General features: G+C 41.7%; 18 protein-coding genes and 1 riboswitch. Of the genes, 12 read left to right on the forward strand and 6 right to left on the reverse strand.

Annotation, left to right across the window (positions count from 1 at the left end):
• Positions 1–108: 108 nt before the first annotated feature.
• Complete coding sequence (gene era, locus GSQ84_RS16550; protein WP_158798381.1) at positions 109–987, forward strand: GTPase Era; 879 nt, start codon at positions 109–111, stop codon at positions 985–987.
• Positions 988–1,030: 43 nt separating this feature from the next.
• Positions 1,031–2,332, forward strand: a complete 1,302-nt coding sequence (der, locus tag GSQ84_RS16555) for a ribosome biogenesis GTPase Der (RefSeq protein WP_158798382.1) — start codon at positions 1,031–1,033, stop codon at positions 2,330–2,332.
• A 17-nt stretch (positions 2,333–2,349) separates the two neighbouring features.
• Here der and GSQ84_RS16560 read toward each other — a convergent pair whose 3' ends face one another.
• Positions 2,350–3,957 (reverse strand): S41 family peptidase, encoded by a 1,608-nt coding sequence (locus GSQ84_RS16560; protein ID WP_158798383.1) that lies wholly within the window; start codon positions 3,955–3,957, stop codon positions 2,350–2,352.
• Between the two features lie 161 nt (positions 3,958–4,118).
• Between GSQ84_RS16560 and murQ the strand changes: the two genes are divergently transcribed.
• From murQ to GSQ84_RS16590, 6 genes are all read left to right on the forward strand, one after another.
• On the forward strand, positions 4,119–4,925 hold the full coding sequence (gene murQ, locus GSQ84_RS16565; RefSeq protein WP_158798384.1) for an N-acetylmuramic acid 6-phosphate etherase: 807 nt from the start codon (positions 4,119–4,121) through the stop codon (positions 4,923–4,925).
• 7 nt (positions 4,926–4,932) lie between these two features.
• Positions 4,933–5,502 (forward strand): hypothetical protein, encoded by a 570-nt coding sequence (locus GSQ84_RS16570; protein ID WP_158798385.1) that lies wholly within the window; start codon positions 4,933–4,935, stop codon positions 5,500–5,502.
• Between the two features lie 49 nt (positions 5,503–5,551).
• Positions 5,552–6,301: a Bax inhibitor-1/YccA family protein gene (locus GSQ84_RS16575; RefSeq protein ID WP_158798386.1), complete on the forward strand. Its 750-nt coding sequence runs from the start codon at positions 5,552–5,554 to the stop codon at positions 6,299–6,301.
• Between the two features lie 122 nt (positions 6,302–6,423).
• Positions 6,424–6,533: riboswitch (SAM riboswitch) on the forward strand.
• Between the two features lie 111 nt (positions 6,534–6,644).
• Positions 6,645–10,304, forward strand: coding sequence for a methionine synthase (gene metH, locus GSQ84_RS16580; protein ID WP_158798387.1), 3,660 nt, complete (start codon positions 6,645–6,647; stop codon positions 10,302–10,304).
• 8 nt (positions 10,305–10,312) lie between these two features.
• A complete protein-coding gene (metF, locus tag GSQ84_RS16585) occupies positions 10,313–11,266 on the forward strand; it encodes a methylenetetrahydrofolate reductase [NAD(P)H] (RefSeq protein ID WP_158798388.1) in 954 nt (317 codons plus the stop codon).
• 146 nt (positions 11,267–11,412) lie between these two features.
• Complete coding sequence (locus tag GSQ84_RS16590) at positions 11,413–11,850, forward strand: META domain-containing protein (protein ID WP_158798389.1); 438 nt, start codon at positions 11,413–11,415, stop codon at positions 11,848–11,850.
• Positions 11,851–11,858: 8 nt separating this feature from the next.
• On the opposite strand, the gene thrC is transcribed toward GSQ84_RS16590, so the two are convergent.
• The 3 genes from thrC to thrA are packed head-to-tail and all read right to left on the reverse strand — an operon-like array spanning position 11,859 to position 16,569.
• A complete protein-coding gene (gene thrC, locus GSQ84_RS16595; protein ID WP_158798390.1) occupies positions 11,859–13,175 on the reverse strand; it encodes a threonine synthase in 1,317 nt (438 codons plus the stop codon).
• A gap of 11 nt (positions 13,176–13,186) precedes the next feature.
• Positions 13,187–14,122, reverse strand: coding sequence for a homoserine kinase (locus GSQ84_RS16600; protein ID WP_158798391.1), 936 nt, complete (start codon positions 14,120–14,122; stop codon positions 13,187–13,189).
• Complete coding sequence (gene thrA, locus GSQ84_RS16605; protein WP_158798392.1) at positions 14,122–16,569, reverse strand: bifunctional aspartate kinase/homoserine dehydrogenase I; 2,448 nt, start codon at positions 16,567–16,569, stop codon at positions 14,122–14,124. Before thrA ends, GSQ84_RS16600 begins: the two co-directional genes overlap by 1 nt.
• A gap of 387 nt (positions 16,570–16,956) precedes the next feature.
• Between thrA and rsgA the strand changes: the two genes are divergently transcribed.
• Genes rsgA through GSQ84_RS16620 form a run of 3 tightly spaced genes read left to right on the forward strand, consistent with a single transcriptional unit; the run spans position 16,957 to position 18,661 of the window.
• Positions 16,957–17,877 (forward strand): ribosome small subunit-dependent GTPase A, encoded by a 921-nt coding sequence (gene rsgA / locus GSQ84_RS16610; RefSeq protein ID WP_158798393.1) that lies wholly within the window; start codon positions 16,957–16,959, stop codon positions 17,875–17,877.
• A 5-nt stretch (positions 17,878–17,882) separates the two neighbouring features.
• Complete coding sequence (gene dtd, locus GSQ84_RS16615) at positions 17,883–18,335, forward strand: D-aminoacyl-tRNA deacylase (RefSeq protein ID WP_158798394.1); 453 nt, start codon at positions 17,883–17,885, stop codon at positions 18,333–18,335.
• Positions 18,335–18,661 carry a nucleotide pyrophosphohydrolase gene (locus GSQ84_RS16620; protein WP_158798395.1) on the forward strand — a complete coding sequence of 109 codons (327 nt, stop codon included), beginning with the start codon at positions 18,335–18,337 and terminating at the stop codon, positions 18,659–18,661. Before dtd ends, GSQ84_RS16620 begins: the two co-directional genes overlap by 1 nt.
• A 10-nt stretch (positions 18,662–18,671) precedes the next feature.
• On the opposite strand, the gene GSQ84_RS16625 is transcribed toward GSQ84_RS16620, so the two are convergent.
• The gene (locus GSQ84_RS16625; protein ID WP_158798396.1) at positions 18,672–19,064 is read right to left on the reverse strand and encodes an HIT family protein; all 393 of its coding nucleotides are present in this window, start codon (positions 19,062–19,064) and stop codon (positions 18,672–18,674) included.
• Between the two features lie 10 nt (positions 19,065–19,074).
• A complete protein-coding gene (gene greA, locus GSQ84_RS16630) occupies positions 19,075–19,548 on the reverse strand; it encodes a transcription elongation factor GreA (RefSeq protein ID WP_158798397.1) in 474 nt (157 codons plus the stop codon).
• Positions 19,549–19,735: 187 nt separating this feature from the next.
• Between greA and GSQ84_RS16635 the strand changes: the two genes are divergently transcribed.
• Positions 19,736–21,601: a M1 family metallopeptidase gene (locus GSQ84_RS16635; RefSeq protein ID WP_158798398.1), complete on the forward strand. Its 1,866-nt coding sequence runs from the start codon at positions 19,736–19,738 to the stop codon at positions 21,599–21,601.
• Positions 21,602–21,673 lie beyond the last annotated feature (72 nt).

Below are 21,673 nucleotides of genomic sequence, written 5' to 3' on the forward strand. Positions count from 1 at the left end.
TTATATCAGCTTAAAACGATTAAAGAATCAATCTTCCTTTGTTTTAAATTGGTCTGCAAAGATATATTTCGTTTCTTTGCAATGCAAATTTATTTTAAAAAATATTCAATGTCGCATAAAGCAGGTTTTGTAAGCATTATTGGTAAACCAAATGTGGGTAAATCCACGTTAATGAATGCCCTGGTAGGGGAAAAGCTATCGATCATCACGCCGAAGGCCCAAACCACACGTCACCGTATTTTGGGAATTGTGAATGAAGAAAATTATCAGATCGTTTTTTCCGACACTCCGGGCATCATAAAACCGCGTTACGGACTGCAGGATTCTATGATGAATTTTGTGAAAGGCGCATTGAGTGATGCCGATTTAATTCTGTTTGTAACAGACGTGAATGAAACACATGATGAAAACGATGTACTGGAGAAGATCATCAATACCACTATCCCAATGATCGTCCTGATCAACAAGATCGATGGTGCCACACAGGAAGAAGTAGATGAGAAACAGGCTTACTGGCAGGACCTTTTAAAACCCAAATATATTTACGCCATTTCTGCCCTCCACCGATATAACCTGGAAGGGATCATGGAAAGAATATTGGACGAACTTCCTGAACATCCTGCTTATTATGACAAGGGAGAACTCACCGATAAAAGCCAGCGCTTCTTTGTTTCTGAAATCATCAGGGAGAAGATCTTTAACAACTACCAGAAAGAAATCCCTTATAGTACAGAAGTAGTGATCACTGCTTTTAAAGAAGAAGAAAAGATCACCAGGATCAGTGCAGAAATCATTGTTGAACGCGAATCACAAAAAAATATCCTGATTGGCAAGGGAGGTTCTATGCTGAAGAAGGTTGGTACTGAAGCACGTAAGGATATAGAGAAGTTCTTAGATCAGAAAGTGTTCCTGGAAACCTTCGTAAAAGTGCTTCCCGACTGGCGCAGTAAAAAGAACTATTTAAAAAGTTTCGGGTACGAAAATTAAACCTACCTTTGCAACCCCTTAAGAATTAATACAATTACAACACATGGCTAATATTATTGCAATCGTCGGAAGACCAAATGTAGGCAAATCTACCCTTTTTAACCGCTTAACTGAAAGTCGTAAAGCTATTGTTGATGATTTCAGCGGTGTAACGCGCGATCGTCACTACGGCGTTGCCGAGTGGACACACAAACAGTTTACTGTTATTGATACAGGTGGTTACGTAGCCAATTCTGAAGATGTTTTTGAAGCAGCTATCCGCGAACAGGTAGTCATTGCGATCGAAGAAGCTTCAGTGATCCTGTTTATGGTAGACGTAATTACCGGAATTACTGATCTGGATGATGAAATCGCACAATTATTGCGCAGAAGCAAAAAACCGGTTTTCATCGTCGTAAATAAAGTAGACAATACCCAGTTAGAAAATGATGCCGCTGTATTTTACGGCTTTGGCCTTGGAGAGATCTATACAATTTCTTCCATGACAGGTTCTGGTACAGGTGATTTACTGGATGAAGTGATCACCCACTTTGAAGATGACGTGATCGAAGAAAACGGACTACCTAAACTAACTATCGTTGGTCGTCCTAACGTAGGTAAATCATCTCTGATCAATGCGTTGATGGGAAAGGAAAGAAATATCGTTACACCAATCGCTGGTACTACGCGTGACTCTATCCATATCCACTATAACCAATTCGGACATGAATTTATGTTCATCGATACTGCTGGTTTGCGTAAGAAGACAAAAGTAAAAGAGAACATCGAATTTTATTCGGTAATGCGTACCATTAAAGCCCTTGAAGAGGCTGATGTAGTGATCCTGATGATAGATGCCGTAGACGGTTTAGAATCGCAGGACGTGAACATTTTCCACCTTGCAGAGAAAAACAAAAAAGGTATCGTAATCCTGGTTAACAAATGGGACCTGGTAGAGAAGGATAATAAAACAATGAAGGCATTTGAAGATCAGATCCGCACGAAACTACAACCTTTTACTGATGTGCCTATCGTCTTTACTTCTGTATTGAACAAACAGCGTATCTTTAAAGCTATAGAAACAGCATTGGAAGTATTCAAGAACAGGGGCAAAAAAGTTCCTACCTCGAAACTGAACGATGTGATGCTGCCGATCATTGAGAACTATCCGCCGCCGGCATTAAAAGGAAAATACATCAAAGTGAAATACGTAACGCAGATTAATGCAACATCTCCAATGTTTGCTTTCTTCTGTAACCTGCCGCAATACATTAAAGAACCCTATAAACGTTTTATAGAGAACAAGCTGCGTGAGCACTTTGATTTCAATGGAGTTCCTATCCAGATCTACTTCAGACAGAAATAAGAATTAAACAGATAAGATTATTGCAGGCTCGAAAGAGCTTGCTTAATCATATTGTCGTTGAGGTTCATCGCTTTATAATAGCCCTCATCTCCCATATAATATTTATACAGCAAGGCTTTAAGGTCATTGTAAACAACCTGCTTTGAAGCCATCAACTGTTTATTGTCAATGAGTATATTTTTTGCCAGGATATATCTCACGAAATCTTTATAATCTGTATCGCTGATTGCAAAATTAGCCAGATTCTGTTCCAGATAGGTTTCTGTATACCGGTTTGCCAGCACATCCAGTACAAAATCAAACAACACTTTTTTCTCTACCAGCGTCGAATAAAATTTATTTACACCTATTGTATCCATTTTCACATAGATATCGGGCTGTATACCGCCACCGGCGAAAACTTTTTTGCCGGAACCAGTAACAAAAGCTTCATTTTTATTTACACTGTCTTTTGCGACAACAGGGTCCGCAGTGAGCTCTCCATCATTAAACCGCTGTTCAATTTCATTCTGATAAGCCGTATAACCTCTTTTATAAGACTTCTGGATGCTTCTTCCCAATGGGGTATAATATCTTGCAATAGTTAAATTTAAAGCAGAGCCATCTCCAAAAGGAAACTGTTCCTGCACCAATCCCTTACCAAAAGACCGGCGTCCAATAATCACGCCCCTGTCCAGGTCCTGTACAGCACCCGCCAGTATTTCACTTGCGGAAGCGGAATTTTCATTGATCAGCACGACGAGTTTACCCTCTTCAAATTCACCGCCGCCAGTAGCGACATAATCAGTTCTCGGCTCATGTTTGCCTTCAGTATATACAATCAGTTTATTTTCCGGAAGGATCTGATTTGCCAGACCAGTAGCTGCGGTAAGATAGCCGCCCCCATTATCACGCAAGTCGAGGATCAGTTTTTTCATTCCTTCGGTCTTGAGCGCTTTTACCGACTCTACAAAATCCTGATCTGTATTGGCCCCGAACTGACTGATACGGATATATCCGGCATCTGCATTGATCATATAAGATGCATCGATGCTGGATACCACTACCCTATCCCGTTTTACGGAGAGCGAAACAGGATGGCTGGCACCTGAATGCAAAATCACCAGCTGTACAGAAGTTCCCTTTTTCCCCTTAATCCTGCCAATCATCTGGGAACGCAGCAGGTGTTTTCCACTCACATTAAGCGTATCAATTTTTAAAATCTTATCGCCCAGCTTTAGTCCTGCCATAGCCGCAGGCCCATCCTTAAATACATGGGTAACCAGCAGGGTATCATTTAAGAGGTAATAATCTATACCTATACCTGCGAAATTACCGTCCAGCCGGTCAATTTGTTCACTTGCTTTAACAGGGGGAAGATATACGCTGTGCGGATCAAGCCGGTGCAAAAGGCTATCGATCTGAAGGTGACTTAAAGTATCTGCATCAATTTCATCCACATAGTTTCTGTTGATCAGATTAATGATCTCATCCACTTTCTCAGAACTGTTATCTGCAAACTGCAGGTCGCGCTGAAAATTGAAACCTTGATCCTTTAAAAACTTGTAACCCAGGAACATCCCACCTATTAGTGTTACAGAATAAGTAAGCGCAATAAATAGATTTTTACGGGTAGTTGGTTTCATGGATGAGCTGTTGCACAAAGCTATAAAATTACGCTGTCAATTAAGTATTTAACGGGTTATGATTTATAATTGTTTAAAAATTTGTTACAAATTCCGTTCTTTATAAATAATTGGTAAGTACTTAAAGAGGATATATCCATTATAAAAAACGAAATTTAACTATGATACGTATAACCGAACAGGAATCGAACTACAATGATATTGATCAGATGGAAGTATCCGCTATTCTAAAAGGAATAAATAATGAAGATCAGACAGTTCCCCTGGCGGTAGAAAAATGTATCCCTCAAATTGAGAAACTCGTTCTGGCGGTTACCGAAAGAATGAAAGCTGGCGGCAGGTTATTTTATATTGGTGCCGGAACAAGCGGCAGGCTGGGCGTAGTAGACGCTTCAGAATGCCCGCCAACCTTCGGCGTTCCTTTTGATGAGGTGGTTGGAATTATTGCCGGTGGCGATAAAGCCATTAGAAGGGCTGTTGAAAATGCGGAAGATGATATCGAACAAGCCTGGCTCGACCTGGAGCAATTTAACATCAATGCAAAGGATAGCCTGATTGGTATTGCCGCCTCGGGAACCACTCCTTATGTAGTTGGGGGATTAACACAGGCCAGGGAAAATGGCATTTTAACGGGCTGTATCATCTGCAACCAGGGCGGCCCGGTAGTTGCAGTAAGTGATTTCCCTGTTGAAGTAGTGGTGGGGCCAGAATTTTTAACCGGCTCTACCCGCATGAAATCCGGCACGGCACAAAAGCTGGTACTCAATATGCTGAGCACCACGGTCATGATTAAATTGGGCCGCGTTAAAGGCAATAAAATGGTAGATATGCAGTTAACCAATCACAAGCTGGTAGACAGAGGAACCCAGATGGTGATGAACGAACTGAAGATTGATTACAAGGAAGCTGAAGACCTGCTGATCCGCTACGGAAGTGTGAGAAAAGCGGTTGAAGCCTATAAAAATTAAGAATCAAATGCACGAAATAGAACCTTATTACCGCTGGCGTGACGATTATATCGCTGCGGAAGACCCGCGCTCCCCCTTTTTTAACACAGAATACTCAGAATTCTATTTTGATAAACAGTTATATAATTTCCTGATCCACCCCCAATGGGATGATTTCGGTTCTACAACATTATATATCAAGGTATTATTTGTAGACTATGAATACAATTATGCAATTATTGAGCTGATCGGTGAATGGAACGATGCCATCAATAATGACATCATGCTCCTCAAAAGGGAAATCCTGGAACTGATGATAGATGAAGGCATCAATAAATTTATTCTCATTGGTGAGAATGTCCTGAACTTCCACTCTTCAGAAGATTCTTATTATGAAGAATGGTTCCAGGATGTAGAAGACGGATGGATAACCGGCATCAATTTTAACCAGCATGTGATCGATGAATTCAGAAGCAGTAACATTGATTATTACATAAATTTTGGCGGAGAGCTTGACGATTTGGCATGGCGGACGCTTAAACCCCTGCAATTTTTCAATAAAGTTGAAGGTATCCTGACAAAAAGACTAGGGGCATAAATTTTGCATGAAGCATAACATTCGTATATTTATATAAATTTTAATAAAAATGGACAACAATAATTTCAACTGGTCAGAAAAATCAGTTTTTGTAGAGAAGCAAACAGGTACTGTTGCAAAGAAATTCTTTGCAAGCGTATTCTTGTGGATGTTCGTAGCGCTGGGTATCTCTACCGCTGCTGCAGTTTATATGGCGAATACCCCTCAAATGTTAAGTTACTTAATCAATCCGGAAACGCATGGTCTATCTATCTTAGGTTACGTGGCCATGTTTGCCCCGGTAGGACTGGTATTACTCATGAGTGCAGGTTTAAGTAAACTTTCTTATGGCGCATTACTGGGAACGTTTATCGTATATTCCTTATTAACAGGGATCAGCTTAAGCTTTATTTTACTGATCTATGCTTCGGGTTCTGTAGTTGGATGTTTTGCTGCTGCAGCCGGAATATTCGGTTTAATGGCCATCCTGGGCTACACCACAGATACTGACTTAAGCAAATTCGGACCAATCTTAATGGTTGGCGTAGTTGGCTTAGTGATTGCAATGGTAGTAAATATGTTCCTTCACAGTTCTGGTTTAGACTATATCATGAGTTTCTTCGGTGTAGCGATTTTCACTGCATTAACAGCATATGATGTACAAAAACTAAAACGTATCGGTGCAGGTATTGAAGCAAATGGCGAGACCATAGCTACTGACGATACTAAAAAATTAGCGATCATGGGTGCTTTATCCCTGTATCTTGACTTCATCAATATCTTCCTTTTCCTGCTAAGAATATTTGGCGGAAGAAAGTAAGCTATCCATTCAAATTCAGAATATTATATCGAAGGCCATGCAGATTTGCGTGGCCTTTGCAATTTTATTGTGTTTAGTATCACATTTCTTGGAATTGATTTTTCTTTATTGCACTTTTGCAGTGCTTATAAAGAAAGACGGAGGGATTAGACCCAACGATGTCTTAGCAACCTGTGCTTACAAGGTGCTACATTCTACTCGAACGGCTTTGGCTGCTCCTGAAAGATAAGTAATTCGATCCGGTACCGGAATTCTGATTAAGCCCTGTTTATTAAATTTTCCATCCTGATTTATCTGCAGAACAGATAACAGACGGACAAATGGCGATGCATTAACCCAGATAATGAGCATTAGAGAAGAGCTAGAAAAACGAATATTAATTATAGATGGTGCAATGGGTACCATGATCCAGCGTTATGTGCTCACTGAAGAAGATTTCAGAGGGGAGCGCTTTAAGGATCACCCATGCGATGTAAAAGGTAATAATGACCTGCTGAACATTACACGTCCGGACATTATTAAGGCCATCCATACAGAATACCTGAAAGCAGGAACTGACATCATCGAAACCAACACTTTTAGTACGCAGCGGATATCCCTTGCAGATTACAAAATGGAAGAGCTGGACTATGAGATGAGTTTCGAAGGCGCAAAAATTGCGAAAGAGGCGATAAACGAATTTATGGCTGCCCATCCCGACCGTACCTGTTTTGTAGCCGGTGCCGTAGGGCCTACCAACCGTACTTTATCTATTTCACCAGATGTAAATGACCCTGGTTACAGGGCCTTAACTTTTGATGAACTAGTTGATGCCTATTACCAGCAGGTGAGAGGTTTAGTAGATGGTGGTGCTGATCTGCTGCTGATCGAAACCATATTTGATACACTGAACGCTAAAGCAGCTATTTTTGCGATAAAAAAATACGAAGAGGTCATTGGTCGTAAAATTGAGATCATGATCTCAGGCACAATCACTGATGCCTCAGGAAGAACTTTATCAGGCCAGACCGTAGAAGCCTTTTTAAATTCAATTGTCCATGCAAAACCTTTAAGTATAGGTTTTAACTGTGCTTTGGGTGCCAAAGATATGAGGCCCCATATTGAAGAACTTTCATCAAAAGCCGCCTGTTATGTTTCTGCTTACCCCAATGCGGGTTTGCCGAATGAATTTGGTGCCTATGATGAAATGCCCAATGAAACGGCTTTACTGGTAGGAGATTTTATAGAACACGGCTTTGTAAATATTGTGGGTGGTTGTTGTGGCACCACGCCAGAGCATATTGCTGCCATTGCAGCTAAAGCTAAAAACGTAAGACCAAGAAAAATACCTACACTGGAACGTTACATGCGCCTAAGCGGATTAGAACCCGTAACCATCACTCCAGAAACAATGTTCGTCAATATTGGTGAAAGAACCAATATCACAGGATCCCCAAAATTCTCCAAGTTAATTTTAAGCGGTGATTATGAAGCAGCGCTAACTGTTGCACGGCAGCAGGTAGAAGGCGGTGCCCAGGTGATCGACGTGAATATGGATGAGGGTATGCTGGATTCGGAAGCAGCGATGACAAAATTCCTGAACCTGATTGCCTCAGAACCCGATATCTCAAAATTACCGATCATGGTAGACTCTTCTAAATGGAGCGTGATTGAGAACGGACTGAAATGTTTGCAGGGCAAAGGGATTGTCAACTCCATTTCCCTGAAAGAAGGGGAAGATAAATTCCGCGAAAGCGCCCGTAAGATCATGAACTATGGTGCAGCTATCGTTGTGATGGCCTTTGATGAAAAGGGACAGGCAGATAGTTTTGAGCGCCGTAAAGAAATCTGTAAAAGATCATATGATATCCTGGTAGGTGAAATTGGATTACCTGCAGAAGATATTATTTTTGACCCTAATATATTAACCGTTGCCACAGGACTGGAAGAGCATAATAATTATGCTGTTGATTTTATCAATTCGGCCAGATGGATTAAAGAAAACCTTCCCTATGCCAAGGTGAGTGGTGGTGTTTCCAATATCTCTTTCTCTTTCAGGGGTAATAATACCGTACGTGAAGCCATGCATTCTGCATTTTTATACCATGCCATCAGGGCTGGTTTAGACATGGGGATTGTGAATGCCGGTATGCTGGAAGTGTACGAAGCCATTCCCGCAGATCTGCTGGAACGCGTGGAAGACGTACTACTTAACCGCAGGGATGATGCTACAGAACGCCTGGTAGATTTTGCAGAAACCGTAAAATCCAAAGGGAAAGAACTGGTAAAGGATGAAGAATGGAGAAAAGAATCTGTTGAATCCCGTCTCTCCCACTCCCTGGTTAAAGGAATTATAGAATACCTGGATGCCGATGTGGAAGAAGCAAGACAACAATATGACCGACCTATACATGTAATTGAAGGTCCTTTAATGGACGGAATGAACATCGTAGGTGATCTTTTTGGCGCTGGGAAGATGTTCCTGCCCCAGGTGGTAAAATCGGCCAGGGTAATGAAAAAGGCAGTGGCTTATCTGCTTCCCTTTATTGAACAGGAAAAACTGGACAATCCAGACGGCGACCAAAGTTCTTCTGCCGGAAGGGTATTGATGGCTACCGTAAAGGGTGATGTGCACGATATCGGTAAAAACATTGTCGGTGTGGTTTTAGCCTGTAATAACTTTGAAATTATAGACATGGGCGTGATGGTACCCGCACAGGAGATCATCAAAAAAGCAAAAGAGATCAATGCTGATATTATTGGGTTAAGTGGTTTAATTACCCCGTCATTGGATGAAATGGTACATTTTGCCAAAGAAATGGAGCGTGAAGGTTTTACCATTCCGCTGCTGATCGGCGGTGCTACAACTTCCAGGATCCATGCCGCGGTAAAAGTGGCACCGCATTATTCCGGCCCGGCCATCCATGTGCTGGATGCTTCCAGAAGTGTGACAGTTTGCAGTACGTTGATGAATACAGATACACGTGGTGCTTATATTGATAACATCAGACAGGAATATGATAAAGCGCGGGAAGCGCATTTAAATAAACGTTCTGACAAAAGGTACAAAACGATAGAAGAAGCGCGAACTGATCAATTCCAGATCGATCTGTCGAAGGTAGCTCCGGCACCAGCCTTTACAGGAACGAAAACTTTTGAAAGTTACCCCCTGGAAATCCTGGTACCTTATATTGACTGGACGCCATTTTTCCAAACCTGGGAATTAAGGGGCAGCTACCCTAAAATATTGAATGATAAAGTGGTTGGCGCCGAGGCACAAAAACTGTTTGATGATGCGCAGGCCTTGTTAAAAAGAATTGTGGATGAAAAACTGCTTACCGCAAATGCAGTTATTGGATTCTGGCCCGCCAACTCCAAAGGGGATGATATTGTTCTGGAGGCAGATGGAAAAGAAGTGACCATCCATACGCTCCGCCAACAGGCAGAGAAGATGGCCGGAGAACCTTATTATGCGCTGTCTGACTTTGTTGCTCCGGCAGCATCAGGCGTACAGGATTACTTTGGAGGTTTTGCCGTCACTACCGGTATTGGCTGTGATGAACTGGTTGCTGAGTTTGAAGCCAATTATGATGATTACAACAGCATCATGGCAAAAGCCCTGGCAGACCGTTTGGCTGAGGCTTTTGCAGAAAGAATGCATGAACTGGTACGTAAAGAATATTGGGGTTATGCGCAGGATGAACACCTGAGTGCCGAAGACCTGATCAAAGAAGAATATGCAGGAATACGTCCCGCTCCGGGATATCCGGCTTGTCCCGACCATACAGAAAAAGGAATATTATTTGATCTGCTGGACGCAGAAAACCAAACAGGAATACGCCTTACAGAAAGTTTTGCCATGTATCCTACTGCTGCCGTAAGCGGTTTTTATTTTGCACATCCTCAATCGAGATATTTTGGACTGGGCAAAATCACCAAAGACCAGGTAGAAGAATATGCCCTGCGAAAAGACCTTTCACTGGAAGATACAGAAAGATGGCTTAGCCCAAATTTAGCTTACTAATACAACGAATGAAGATCACCGAACACATCAACAATGCTAAGGGTAAAACCCTGTTTTCTTTTGAATTGCTGCCACCTGTAAAAGGAAAGAGCATTAACGATATCTATAATGCTATAGATCCGCTGATGGAATTTAACCCTCCTTTTATTGATGTCACTTATCACAGGGAAGATTATATCTACAAACAGCATGACAATGGCCTGCTGGAAAAAGTTTCTTATCGTAAACGCCCCGGAACGGTAGCCATCTGTGCGGCAATCATGAACAGGTATAAAGTTGATGCTGTCCCTCACCTGATTTGCGGTGGTTTTACAAAAGAAGAAACTGAAAACGCTTTGATCGATCTTCAGTTTTTAGGTATTGACAATGTATTGGTGCTCCGTGGTGACGCAAGGCATGCAGATTCCGGTTTTATTCCTACACCAGACGGACATGCCTATGCTACCGACCTGTTAGAACAGGTAGTAAATATGAATAAAGGCAAGTACCTGTTTGAAGATCACGATGCTTTCCAAACAGATTTCTGCGTTGGTGTTGCGGGTTATCCGGAAAAACATTTCGAAGCCCCGAATATGAAAACTGACTTTAAATATTTAAAGCAGAAGGTAGATATGGGTGCTGAGTTCATCGTTACACAAATGTTTTTTGATAACAGTAAATATTCAGAGTTTGTAGAGAACTGCAGGGCAAACGGGATCAATGTGCCCATTATTCCCGGCCTTAAGCCAATCACTTCTTCCAAACAGCTGATCACTTTGCCAAAAATCTTCCATATTGATCTGCCGGAAGATATGACAGAAGCCATTCAGGCCTGTAAAAATGAAAAGGAAGTGAAAGAAGTGGGCATAGAGTGGATGATACAGCAATGTAAAGAATTGGTTAAAATAGGTGCTCCCGTTTTGCATTTTTATACCATGAGTAATCCTGAGCCCACTAAAAGAATTGCACAGGCTGTATTTTAATCCATACGGCTTAACCGTCATGAGCTTATTGTCCCAAAAAGCACTAAATAAGCTCATGACTGCCTTATAAGCAATAAATCTCAATTAAATTCTCCTGATAATTGGCAGATTCTTTGTACATTTCGTTCTTTACAAACCGGAACGTTATGAGAAAGACGACACTAATGTTATTTACCGCTATAGTTACCTTATCAGCGTGTAATACGTTAAAAAATACTGTAGATGCCAGTTCCGATTTATCAAAACTGGGGGGAACATGGGAATTAAACTATATCTCCGGACCAAGGATAGCCTTTAACGGGCTTTATCCGGGCAAAAAACCAGAATTGATATTTAATCTGACAGAAAAAAGGTTCAGCGGCAACAGCGGCTGTAATTCTTTTACAGGCAAGCTGGAGGCTGATGACAGCTCCATCAATTTAAATGAACCTACTGTAATGACAAAAATGGCCTGCCCTGGTGAAGGAGAGACCATCTTTTTTGAAATGCTTAAAAAAGTAAATAAGTATACGATCAACGGGGATACCACCCTAAATTTTATGATGGGTGATATTGATATTATGAGGTTTACTAAAACAAAATAACATCAGCCCTATTGAGCAGCTGATGTTAGTAAAAATGTTTTAAAAGCTTCAAAGTCCACTTGCATCGCGGTAGCCGATTTGCCTCTTCTTTTTAATTCTTCGACCTGCTCCGGCGACTGGATCTTGGCAAAGATCTCCTCTGAAAACACGTCCGGGAATTTACAGGCATGTGCAGTAGATAAAAACACAAAAGTGTCTTCGGCAGACGGATAATGCAACTGGTATTCTTTCACCGCCAGCCAGGCTATCGCTGTATGCGGACATGCCACATAGTTAAATTGCTCATGTATGGCCGAGATTGCTTCTACAGTTTGTGCATCTGTATAACGATAGCTCTTCACCATTTCTTTAAGTTTCTCCCTATCCTGGCTAAACAGCTCCATGATCCTTACCCAGTTACTTGGTGCACCTACATCCATTGCATTGGCATAGGTTTGTACAGATGGCCTGGTTTCATAGACCCCTGTTTCCAGGAAACGTGGAACCGTATCGTTGGCATTGGTAGCCGCAATAAACTGTTTTACCGGTAAGCCCATTTTATAAGCCAGTAAACCCGCAGCAATATTTCCGAAATTACCGCTCGGAACAGAAAACACCACCTCTCTTTTTCCTGCTCTGTACAATTGCGCCACTGCATTGAAATAATAGAAGGTTTGCGGGATCAGTCTGGATATATTGATAGAATTGGCCGAAGTTAACCTTAACTGCCGGTTTAGTGATTCATCTGCAAAAGCCTGTTTAACCAGCGCCTGGCAATCATCAAAGGTACCATCAATTTCTATAGCGCGGATATTCTGTCCATTGCTGCACAATTGCAGTTCCTGGATTTCACTCACTTTACCTTTTGGATATAGAATGGTTACCCTTGTATTTGGCACGCCTAAAAAGCCCAGGGCCACTGCCCCGCCTGTATCGCCGGAAGTAGCGACCAGTACATCCAGCAGCTGTTCTCCGTCTTTAAGGAAATAGGCCATGATCCTGCTCATGAACCTGGCACCAAAATCTTTAAAAGCCAGTGAAGGGCCATGGAACAGCTCCAATACATACGTATCTTCATTCAGCTTTACCACAGGGGCTTCAAAATTGATCGCATCGTCGATCAGTGCCTTCAGATCTGCCGCCGGTATATCTTCATGTAATAAGACAGAAGCTATCTTGTAGGCTATTTCAGGTAAAGTATACTGATCCAGGTTTTGCAAAAAGTCTGCATCCAGCACAGGTATCTCTGCCGGCATATATAATCCTTTATCCAAAGGCATGCTGTTAAATACGGCAGATTGAAAATCTACACTGAGGTCGTGGTTATTAGTGCTATAAAATTTCATTAGTTTATATATTAATCAAGTATAACCGGTCCTTTTTTATTGACCGATGATACAAATGAAAGACTGTTGATCTGAATAGATTTTAATTGTTTTTGCAGCGCTGCTGTAATGCGATGTGCCGTATCCGGATCTTTGGTTAAAGCAAATACTGATGGCCCTGAACCAGAGATACCAAAACTGATCGCACCCAATTCTATTGCCAGACTCCTCATTTTATAAAAATCAGGAATCAGGATAGAACGTGTAGGTTCTACCAGTACATCTACCATACTGCGGCCGATCAGGTCGTAGTCTTTCATAAATAAGCCCGTTACCAATCCTGCTACATTACCCCATTGTTTTACCGCGTCTTTCAGTAAAACCTTTGAACGGATCATTTGGCGTGCATCTTTTGTCGGTACGTCTACCTCGGGGTACACAATTGCAGCATACAATTCTTCGGGAAAAGGCAGGCTGATCACATCAAGTGGCTCATAACTTCTGATCAGCACAAAACCACCCAGAATAGCCGGGGCCACATTATCTGCATGTCCATAACCACAGGCCAGCTCCTCCCCTTTCATCGCAAAAGGAACAAGCTCCTGTGCAGTAAGCAAATTATCCATCAACGTATTGATGGCAAATAAACCAGCTACCGTACTTGCAGAGCTGGAACCCAGTCCGCTGCCTATAGGCATTTTCTTATGGAGTTCAATGTCAATTCCTATATCTGTACGCCCTATATGTTTCAGGTAATCCTGCACACTGGCACTTACCGTGTTCTTTGCCGGGTTGAGCGGTAAACGCCCCTCGTCACCCGTAATTTTGGAGATGATCACGCCAGGATTATCTGTGATCCGCATGATCACTTCATCTCCGGGTTCATTCACTGCAAAACCCAACACATCAAATCCACAAACCACATTTGCAACAGTGGCGGGAGCAAAAACTTTTACTGACTCTCTCATTATCTCTTACCTACATTTATAATATCTGCAAATACACCAGCTGCAGTTACTTCTGCACCGGCGCCTGGTCCTTTGATCACCAATGGACGGTCTTTATACCGGTCCGTTGTAAAAGAAATGATGTTATCACTACCCGAAAGCATAAAGAAGGGATGAAACTCATCTACCATCTGCAAAGTGATCGCTACTTTTCCTGCTTCCAATTTCCCGATATACCTTAAAACCTTACCACTTGCAGCGGCATCAGATTTCAGTTTTTCAAAATAAGCGGCGTTATTTTCCAACTCCTGATAAAACTCTTCCACACTTTCCGCAGCCAGACAGGCCGGCGGCAGCATACTTTCAATCTCCACATCAGCGGCTTCCAATGGATAACCTGCATCTCTGGCGAGGATTAGCATTTTGCGCATAAAATCCTTTCCATTCAGGTCATCACGCGGATCTGGTTCTGTATAACCTAGTTCCTGAGCGGTTTTCACTACTTCATGAAAGAGTTTATCCTCTTTAAAATTATTGAAGATATAAGAGATCGTACCGGATAAGATCGCTTCAATGCTGGCGATATTGTCACCACTCATCATCAGGTCTTTTAAGGTACGGATGATCGGAAGACCAGCACCTACGTTAGTTTCATAATGGAAATCCACACCGAATGTACGTGCTGCCTTTTTAAAGGCTGCATATTGACTGTATTCGGCCGAATTACCGATCTTATTACAAGTGACTACTGATATACTGGATTCCAGAATTTCCTGATAATAATTTACCGGATTGCCGCTGGCAGTGTTATCCACAAATACACAGTTAGGCAGGTTCATTGCTTTCATTTTGTGAATAAATGCACCCAGATCTGCTTTTTCTTCGAAGGTATTCAATTCATCTTCCCAATCTGCAAGGTTAAGACCTTTGTCGCTCAGGTACATCTGCCGTGAATTGCTCACCCCCATCAGTTTCACTTCCAGATCATTGTTCTTTGCCAGGAAAGGGCTTTGGTTCAGCAACTGACGGAACAACGTTTTGCCGATATTTCCTGTACCCAGGCAAAAGATATGCAACGTTTTTTTCAGGTCGGCAAAAAATGCATCATGTACTGCATTAACCGCTTTTGACAGATCTGTTTTTGATAAAATAACCGATATGTTATACTCTGAGGAACCCTGTGCAATGGCACGAACGTTTACCCCGTTTCTTCCCAGTGCATAAAATAACTTGCCAGACATGCCTGGCGTATGTTTCATATTCTCCCCTACGATTGCCAGGATGGATAAGCCTGTTTCTACCTGCGGATATTCCAGTTTTTTTGCCTGCAATTCCAGTTCAAACTCTTTGCTGATAATGGCCAGTGCTTTTAACGCATCCGCCGGTTTTACCGCGAAAGTAATGCTATGTTCTGAGGACGACTGTGTGATCAGTACCACATTGATCTGCTCGCGCGAAAGCAGGGAAAATAACCTACCGCTAAAACCTGCTTTACCAACCATCCCACTTCCGGATAGGTTAAGGATACTGATTTCATCTATAGAAGAGATTCCTTTAATCGGCAGCTCTGAGGTATGCACCCCATGGCGGATAAAGGTTCCTTCAAAATCCAGGTTGAATGTGTTTTTGATGACGATGGGAATCCTTTTTAAGAAAGCAGGGATCATCGTTGGCGGATAGATCACCTTCGCTCCGAAATAGGATAACTCCATTGCTTCGGTATAACTGAGTTCAGCCAATGAAAATGCTTTTTCTACGATCCTTGGATCAGCGGTCAGCATACCATCTACGTCTGTCCAGATCTCTATTTCTTCTGCATTTAAAGCAGAACCCCATATGGCAGCGGTAAAATCACTTCCGCCACGTCCTAAAGTGGTAAAGCGCCCTTCGGCATTACTGGCAATAAAGCCGGTGACAAATAGTAATTTTCCTTCATTTGCTTCATAATATTCCTGTATTAATAATTCGGTTACTTCGGTATCAACCTTTGCCTGACCGAAATTGCTATCTGTTTTAATCAGCGCCGCACCTTCTACCGGCACCGCATTCGGAAAATCCTGTTTTGCAATATGGCTGATCATAAAAGTAGAACAGCGTTCACCAAAGCTTAAGATCAGGTCTTTGGTTTGAGGGCTCAGTTCTCTCAGGTTATAAACCGATTGCAGAATATCCTCCAGTTCGTTGAAGTATATTTTTAATTTGGTGAATACCGGGTTTTGTGCCGCAGCGGGCAATAAGCTGCGTACTACTTCAAAATGTTTTTCTTCAATCTGTTTCAGCTCTGCATCATACTCTTCGGCCAGCAGCGCTTTCTCCGCCATGGCCTGCAGCAGGTTGGTCACACCGCTCATTGCCGATAGCACTACCACCGGATAATTGTCCTGATCACGTTTCATGAGTATACTGATCAGGGTACGGATGCCCTCTGATGAACCTACTGAAGTGCCTCCGAATTTTAAAATATTCATAGTAATTGGGTTAAAAAAAAACGCCTTCCGTTTTAAGGGAAGGCGCTTTTAATGGTTTTTTATTTTTCTATTTATGCCATTATCTCACCTTCCCCGGGTTCCCGGTGGTAGTAATAATAATGGATGTAATAATTGATTGATTGATCATAATTTAAGTACAGCCAGTACTTCGTTTTAGCTGTGCTATAAAGTAAAGTTATATTTTTATCATTCGCAAGCCTTTGCCTAAAAAAATTGCTTTTCATCCCTTCTCCGTATTTTATTTTTTCATTAGTAAATAATTGTTCTTTTTAAAGGTGATGAAGCTTTTTAACCGAACCTATGATTTCAAAGGTAGCTGATCAATGCTAACCCAATACCCATTTTTCCTTACCTTTATGGCATAATATGCAAGGACTAGTAATAAAATCAACAGGAAGCTGGTATCAGGTACATGGAGCAGATGGCCAGAGTTACGACTGCAGGATCAAAGGAAAGTTCCGTATCAAGGGAATTCAAACCACCAACCCTATTGCCGTTGGCGACCAGGTAGAGTTTGAAATGGAACCCAATTCTGAAAACGGAGTGATCTATAAACTCCATGAAAGAAGGAACTACATTATCAGGAAATCCATTAACCTGTCCAAACAGGCGCAGATCATTGCTGCCAATTTAGATCAGGCCTTCCTGGTGGTCACCTTAGCCTCTCCGCGTACCTCACTGGGTTTTATCGACCGCTTTTTAGTCACTGCCGAAGCTTATCGTATTCCATCTACATTGATATTCAACAAACTGGATTTATACAATGAAGACGGACTGGAAGTACTGGCCGAATACAAAAACATCTATGAACATTTAGGTTACCCCTGTTATGAGGTTTCTGCATTAGAAGGTACCCATATCGAGAGAATTGAAAACTTATTAAAAGATAAAACTACTTTGTTTTCCGGACATTCCGGAGTAGGCAAATCAAGCCTGATCAATATCCTCCATCCCGAAAGGGCCATAAAAACAGGTGAAATTTCCGAATCAAGTGATAAGGGACAGCATACCACTACCTTTGCAGAAATGCACCTGTTGCCCTTTGGCGGATACCTGATAGACACACCGGGAATCAGGGAGCTGGGCATTTACGACATCCGCCCGGAAGAACTGGGCCATTATTTCCGTGAAATGCGCGACCTGATGCACCTCTGCAAATTCCACAACTGCCGGCACATCAATGAGCCGGGATGCGCTGTTCTAGCAGCAGTGGAAAACGGGGAGATAGAAGTTAGCCGGTATGAAAGTTATCTGAGTATTTTCCATGGCAATGAAACCAGAGCATAATTTATATGAGAGCAGTTTTACAAAGAGTTACTGAAGCCAGCTGTAAAGTTGACGGGCAGCTTACCGGTGAAATTGAAGGCGGACTAATGATTCTACTGGGTATTGAAGATACCGATGGACAGGAAGATGTAGAATGGCTGGCTGCAAAGCTGGTGAACATGCGGATCTTTGGTGACGAACAGGGATTAATGAACAGATCGCTGACAGATACCGGAGGAAATATTTTACTGATCAGCCAGTTCACGTTATATGCTGCTACTAAAAAAGGAAACAGGCCTGGTTTTACCAGGGCAGCAAGGCCGGAAAAAGCAATCCCTTTATATGAGGCCATGATCAGACAATTGGAAGTATTGTTAAACAAACCTGTACAAATGGGGATATTTGGCGCCGACATGAAGATCAGCCTGGTGAATGACGGCCCGGTCACCATTATCATAGACACAAAAAACAAAGAATAATGACTTTACAGGAAGCACAGGAATCAGTTGATCAATGGATTACCACTACTGGTGTCCGTTATTTCAATGAATTGACCAACACCGCTATATTAATGGAAGAAGTGGGTGAAGTAGCCCGTATCATGTCGCGCAAATATGGCGAGCAGTCTTTTAAAAAAAGTGATGAAGCGGTAGATCTGGGTGAGGAAATGGCGGATGTATTATTTGTACTGATCTGCCTGGCCAATCAGACCGGCATCAACCTGACCGAAGCACTGGAAAAGAATATGGTTAAAAAGAGTATCAGAGATGCCGACAGGCATAAGAATAACGAGAAGTTAAAATAGCACAGTTAGATTATAACTGTGCTTTGATTTTTAAGGCAGCTTCTGCAAGCTCTTCATTTGAAGGGCTCAATTTGGGTTTGCTAAAGTTCATGTCACTTACATTATTCATCGGAATCAGGTGAATATGCACGTGAGGTACTTCCAAACCAATCACTGCCATCCCTACTTTAATACAGGGAAATGCTTTTTTAAGTCCTGTGGCAACAATCTTGGCAAATAAAGTCAGTCCGAAATAACTTTCTTCATCCATATCAAAAATATAATCAATTTCCTTTTTGGGAATCACCAGTACGTGGCCCATCGTTAGCGGGCTAACATCTAAAAAAGCAAGAAATTCTGTGGTTTCGGCAACTATATGTGCGGGAATTTCTCCGGCTACGATCTTTGAAAATATACTTGACATGCTTTCTTTATTATCTGCTGATTTCCAATATTTCAAATTCAATTTTGCCGGCAGGAACTTCGATCTCTGCTTTATCTCCTACAGATTTACCCAGTAAACCCTGTGCTATAGGTGATTTAACTGAAATCTTGCCGGTTTTCATATCAGCCTCTGTTTCTGCAACCAACTGATAGGTCATGGTAGCGCCGTTCTTGATATTTTTGATTTTCACAATAGACAAGGCCAGTACTTTTGTTAAATCCAATTTAGATTCATCAATCAGCCTTGCCGAAGCTAAAGTACCTTTCAATTTTGATATTTTTGCTTCGTGTAGTCCCTGTGCCTCTTTTGCTGCATCGTACTCAGCATTTTCAGATAGATCACCTTTATCTCTTGCTTCAGCTATAGCTTTGGAGATCAATTGTCTGCCTGTAGTGGTTAAGTAATGTACCTCTTCCTTTAGTTTATCTAATCCTTCCTGAGTATAGTATGTTACTTCTGTCATAGCTTATTTTTTATTTATAAATCCTCCAAAATACAAACAAGACTATACGGGCCTATTAAGCCTACATAGTCTTGCTTGAATTAAAACGAAGATAACAGGCTATTCTTACAAAAGCAAATCTTTTAATTTGAATTGTTTTGGAAAGAACTTAAAACCTTTACTTTTACGGTAAACATAGCCCACTCATATGCAAAAAAACCTTTTTAGAATACTAACGCTCATTTCCTTCGTTAGCCTTACAGCAAGCGCACAGGAGCTCTACATGCCAAGAAATATTAAAAAGGCATATGAAAACGGTACCCGTTCCTTAGACGGAAAACCTGGAAAAAATTACTGGCAGAACAAAGGGAAATATGATATGACCCTTACTGTTACACCGGCAGATAAGATGGTAAATGGTACAGAAACTATTGCCTATACAAATAACAGCCCCGATACGCTGAAACAACTCGCTATTCGCTTTGTCAATAATCTGCACAAGCCTGAAGCACCGAGAGCGGGATATGTAAGCCCCGATTTTTTAAGCAGCGGATTAAACATCCATGCATTTACCGTTAATGGTGAGAGTTATACTGTCGACAGTAAAAACTGGGGCACTGTAGCCGGGGTAAAATTAAAGAGTGCAATTAACCCAGGACAAACGGCCAGTTTAACCATTGAATGGAGTTATCCGCTATCTAAAGAAAGCGGCAGGGAAGGACAGCTGGACAGCACTACATTTTTTGTGGCCTATTCTTTCCCAAGGATTTCAGTGTATGACGATTATGACGGATGGGATAGAATCCCGCATATGGACAGGGCAGAATTTTACAACGATTTCAATGACTACCAGCTAAATGTAAAAGCACCAAAAAACTATGTGGTGTGGGCTACAGGTGATCTAAAAAATCCTGATGAAGTATTACAGCCTAAGTTTGCCGAAAAATTGAAAAGATCGTTAACCAGCGATGAAGTGATCAGCATGGCGAATGCCGATGAAATGGCTAAAGGTGAAGTGACCAAACAAAATGCCTGGAACACCTGGAAATTTACGGCCGACCATATTACCGATGTAACCTTTGCCCTGAGTAACCATTATATATGGGATGCAGGAAGTGTGATTGTGGACAATAAAACCAAAAGAAGGGCAAGTGTACAATCGGCTTACGATTCAAAAGCTGTAGATTTTAGTCATGGTGTAGCCTGGTCTAAACTGGCACTTGGCTGGTTTTCCAATAACTGGCCTGGTGTTGCTTATCCCTTTTCAAAAATGACCGTTGTACAGGGGTTTGCCGACATGGAATACCCGATGATGGTGAATGATGGTACTACCAATGATATGGAGTTCAGCCAGTTTGTAATGAACCATGAGATTGCGCATACCTATTTTCCTTTTTATATGGGGATCAATGAAACCCGCTATGCTTATATGGATGAAGGCTGGGCAACAACACTGGAATACCTGATTGCTACTGATCAGCTGGGAAAAGCAAAGGCTGATGAAAATTACAAGAACTTCAGGGTAAAACGTTATATCAATGATCCTGCTACGGAAGAAGATCTTCCTGTAATTACGCCAACTATACTGGCAGGAGGTAATAACGCATACGTAAAACCATCTTTATCCTATATTGGATTAAAAGATATGCTGGGCGATGAAATTTTCAAAAAAGCTTTGCATGTATACATGGAAAGATGGAACGGTAAACATCCTATTCCATGGGATTTTTTCAATAGTATCAGTAATGCTTCAGGACAGGATTTAAACTGGTACTGGAACAATTGGTTTTTCAGTTATAACTATATCGACCTGAAAATCGATAAAGTATCTATAAAAGGTTCTAACTACAGCGTTGCGTTAAAAAATGTAGGTGGGTTTGCTATTCCATTTGATTTAAAGGTTACCTATGCCGATGGTACTATACAGGCCATTCATCAAACACCACTGATCTGGAAAGCCAATCAAAAAAATATTACCGTTCAATTTAATGCTTTAAAAGCAGTTGCAGCTATTCAGATAGACGGAGGCATTTATATGGATGCTACACCGGCAGATAACAACTGGAAAAAATAGGTGTATGAATAAAGCCTGCTTTTAAAGAAGAAAATTCTCAGTTCAAAAACAATAGAGCAGAACCCCGGATGT

The organism is Pedobacter sp. L105 (assembly GCF_009765875.1).
In the GTDB taxonomy this organism is placed as follows: Bacteria; Bacteroidota; Bacteroidia; order Sphingobacteriales; family Sphingobacteriaceae; genus Pedobacter.

Excerpts from the sequence above, each read along its gene's own strand:
- era (WP_158798381.1), top strand. The coding sequence starts at position 109 with ATGTCGCATAAAGCAGGTTTTGTAAGCATTATTGGTAAACCAAATGTG.
- der (WP_158798382.1), top strand. The coding sequence starts at position 1,031 with ATGGCTAATATTATTGCAATCGTCGGAAGACCAAATGTAGGCAAATCT.
- GSQ84_RS16560 (WP_158798383.1), bottom strand. The coding sequence starts at position 3,957 with ATGAAACCAACTACCCGTAAAAATCTATTTATTGCGCTTACTTATTCT.
- murQ (WP_158798384.1), top strand. The coding sequence starts at position 4,119 with ATGATACGTATAACCGAACAGGAATCGAACTACAATGATATTGATCAG.
- GSQ84_RS16570 (WP_158798385.1), top strand. The coding sequence starts at position 4,933 with ATGCACGAAATAGAACCTTATTACCGCTGGCGTGACGATTATATCGCT.
- GSQ84_RS16575 (WP_158798386.1), top strand. The coding sequence starts at position 5,552 with ATGGACAACAATAATTTCAACTGGTCAGAAAAATCAGTTTTTGTAGAG.
- metH (WP_158798387.1), top strand. The coding sequence starts at position 6,645 with ATGAGCATTAGAGAAGAGCTAGAAAAACGAATATTAATTATAGATGGT.
- metF (WP_158798388.1), top strand. The coding sequence starts at position 10,313 with ATGAAGATCACCGAACACATCAACAATGCTAAGGGTAAAACCCTGTTT.
- GSQ84_RS16590 (WP_158798389.1), top strand. The coding sequence starts at position 11,413 with ATGAGAAAGACGACACTAATGTTATTTACCGCTATAGTTACCTTATCA.
- thrC (WP_158798390.1), bottom strand. The coding sequence starts at position 13,175 with ATGAAATTTTATAGCACTAATAACCACGACCTCAGTGTAGATTTTCAA.
- GSQ84_RS16600 (WP_158798391.1), bottom strand. The coding sequence starts at position 14,122 with ATGAGAGAGTCAGTAAAAGTTTTTGCTCCCGCCACTGTTGCAAATGTG.
- thrA (WP_158798392.1), bottom strand. The coding sequence starts at position 16,569 with ATGAATATTTTAAAATTCGGAGGCACTTCAGTAGGTTCATCAGAGGGC.
- rsgA (WP_158798393.1), top strand. The coding sequence starts at position 16,957 with ATGCAAGGACTAGTAATAAAATCAACAGGAAGCTGGTATCAGGTACAT.
- dtd (WP_158798394.1), top strand. The coding sequence starts at position 17,883 with ATGAGAGCAGTTTTACAAAGAGTTACTGAAGCCAGCTGTAAAGTTGAC.
- GSQ84_RS16620 (WP_158798395.1), top strand. The coding sequence starts at position 18,335 with ATGACTTTACAGGAAGCACAGGAATCAGTTGATCAATGGATTACCACT.
- GSQ84_RS16625 (WP_158798396.1), bottom strand. The coding sequence starts at position 19,064 with ATGTCAAGTATATTTTCAAAGATCGTAGCCGGAGAAATTCCCGCACAT.
- greA (WP_158798397.1), bottom strand. The coding sequence starts at position 19,548 with ATGACAGAAGTAACATACTATACTCAGGAAGGATTAGATAAACTAAAG.
- GSQ84_RS16635 (WP_158798398.1), top strand. The coding sequence starts at position 19,736 with ATGCAAAAAAACCTTTTTAGAATACTAACGCTCATTTCCTTCGTTAGC.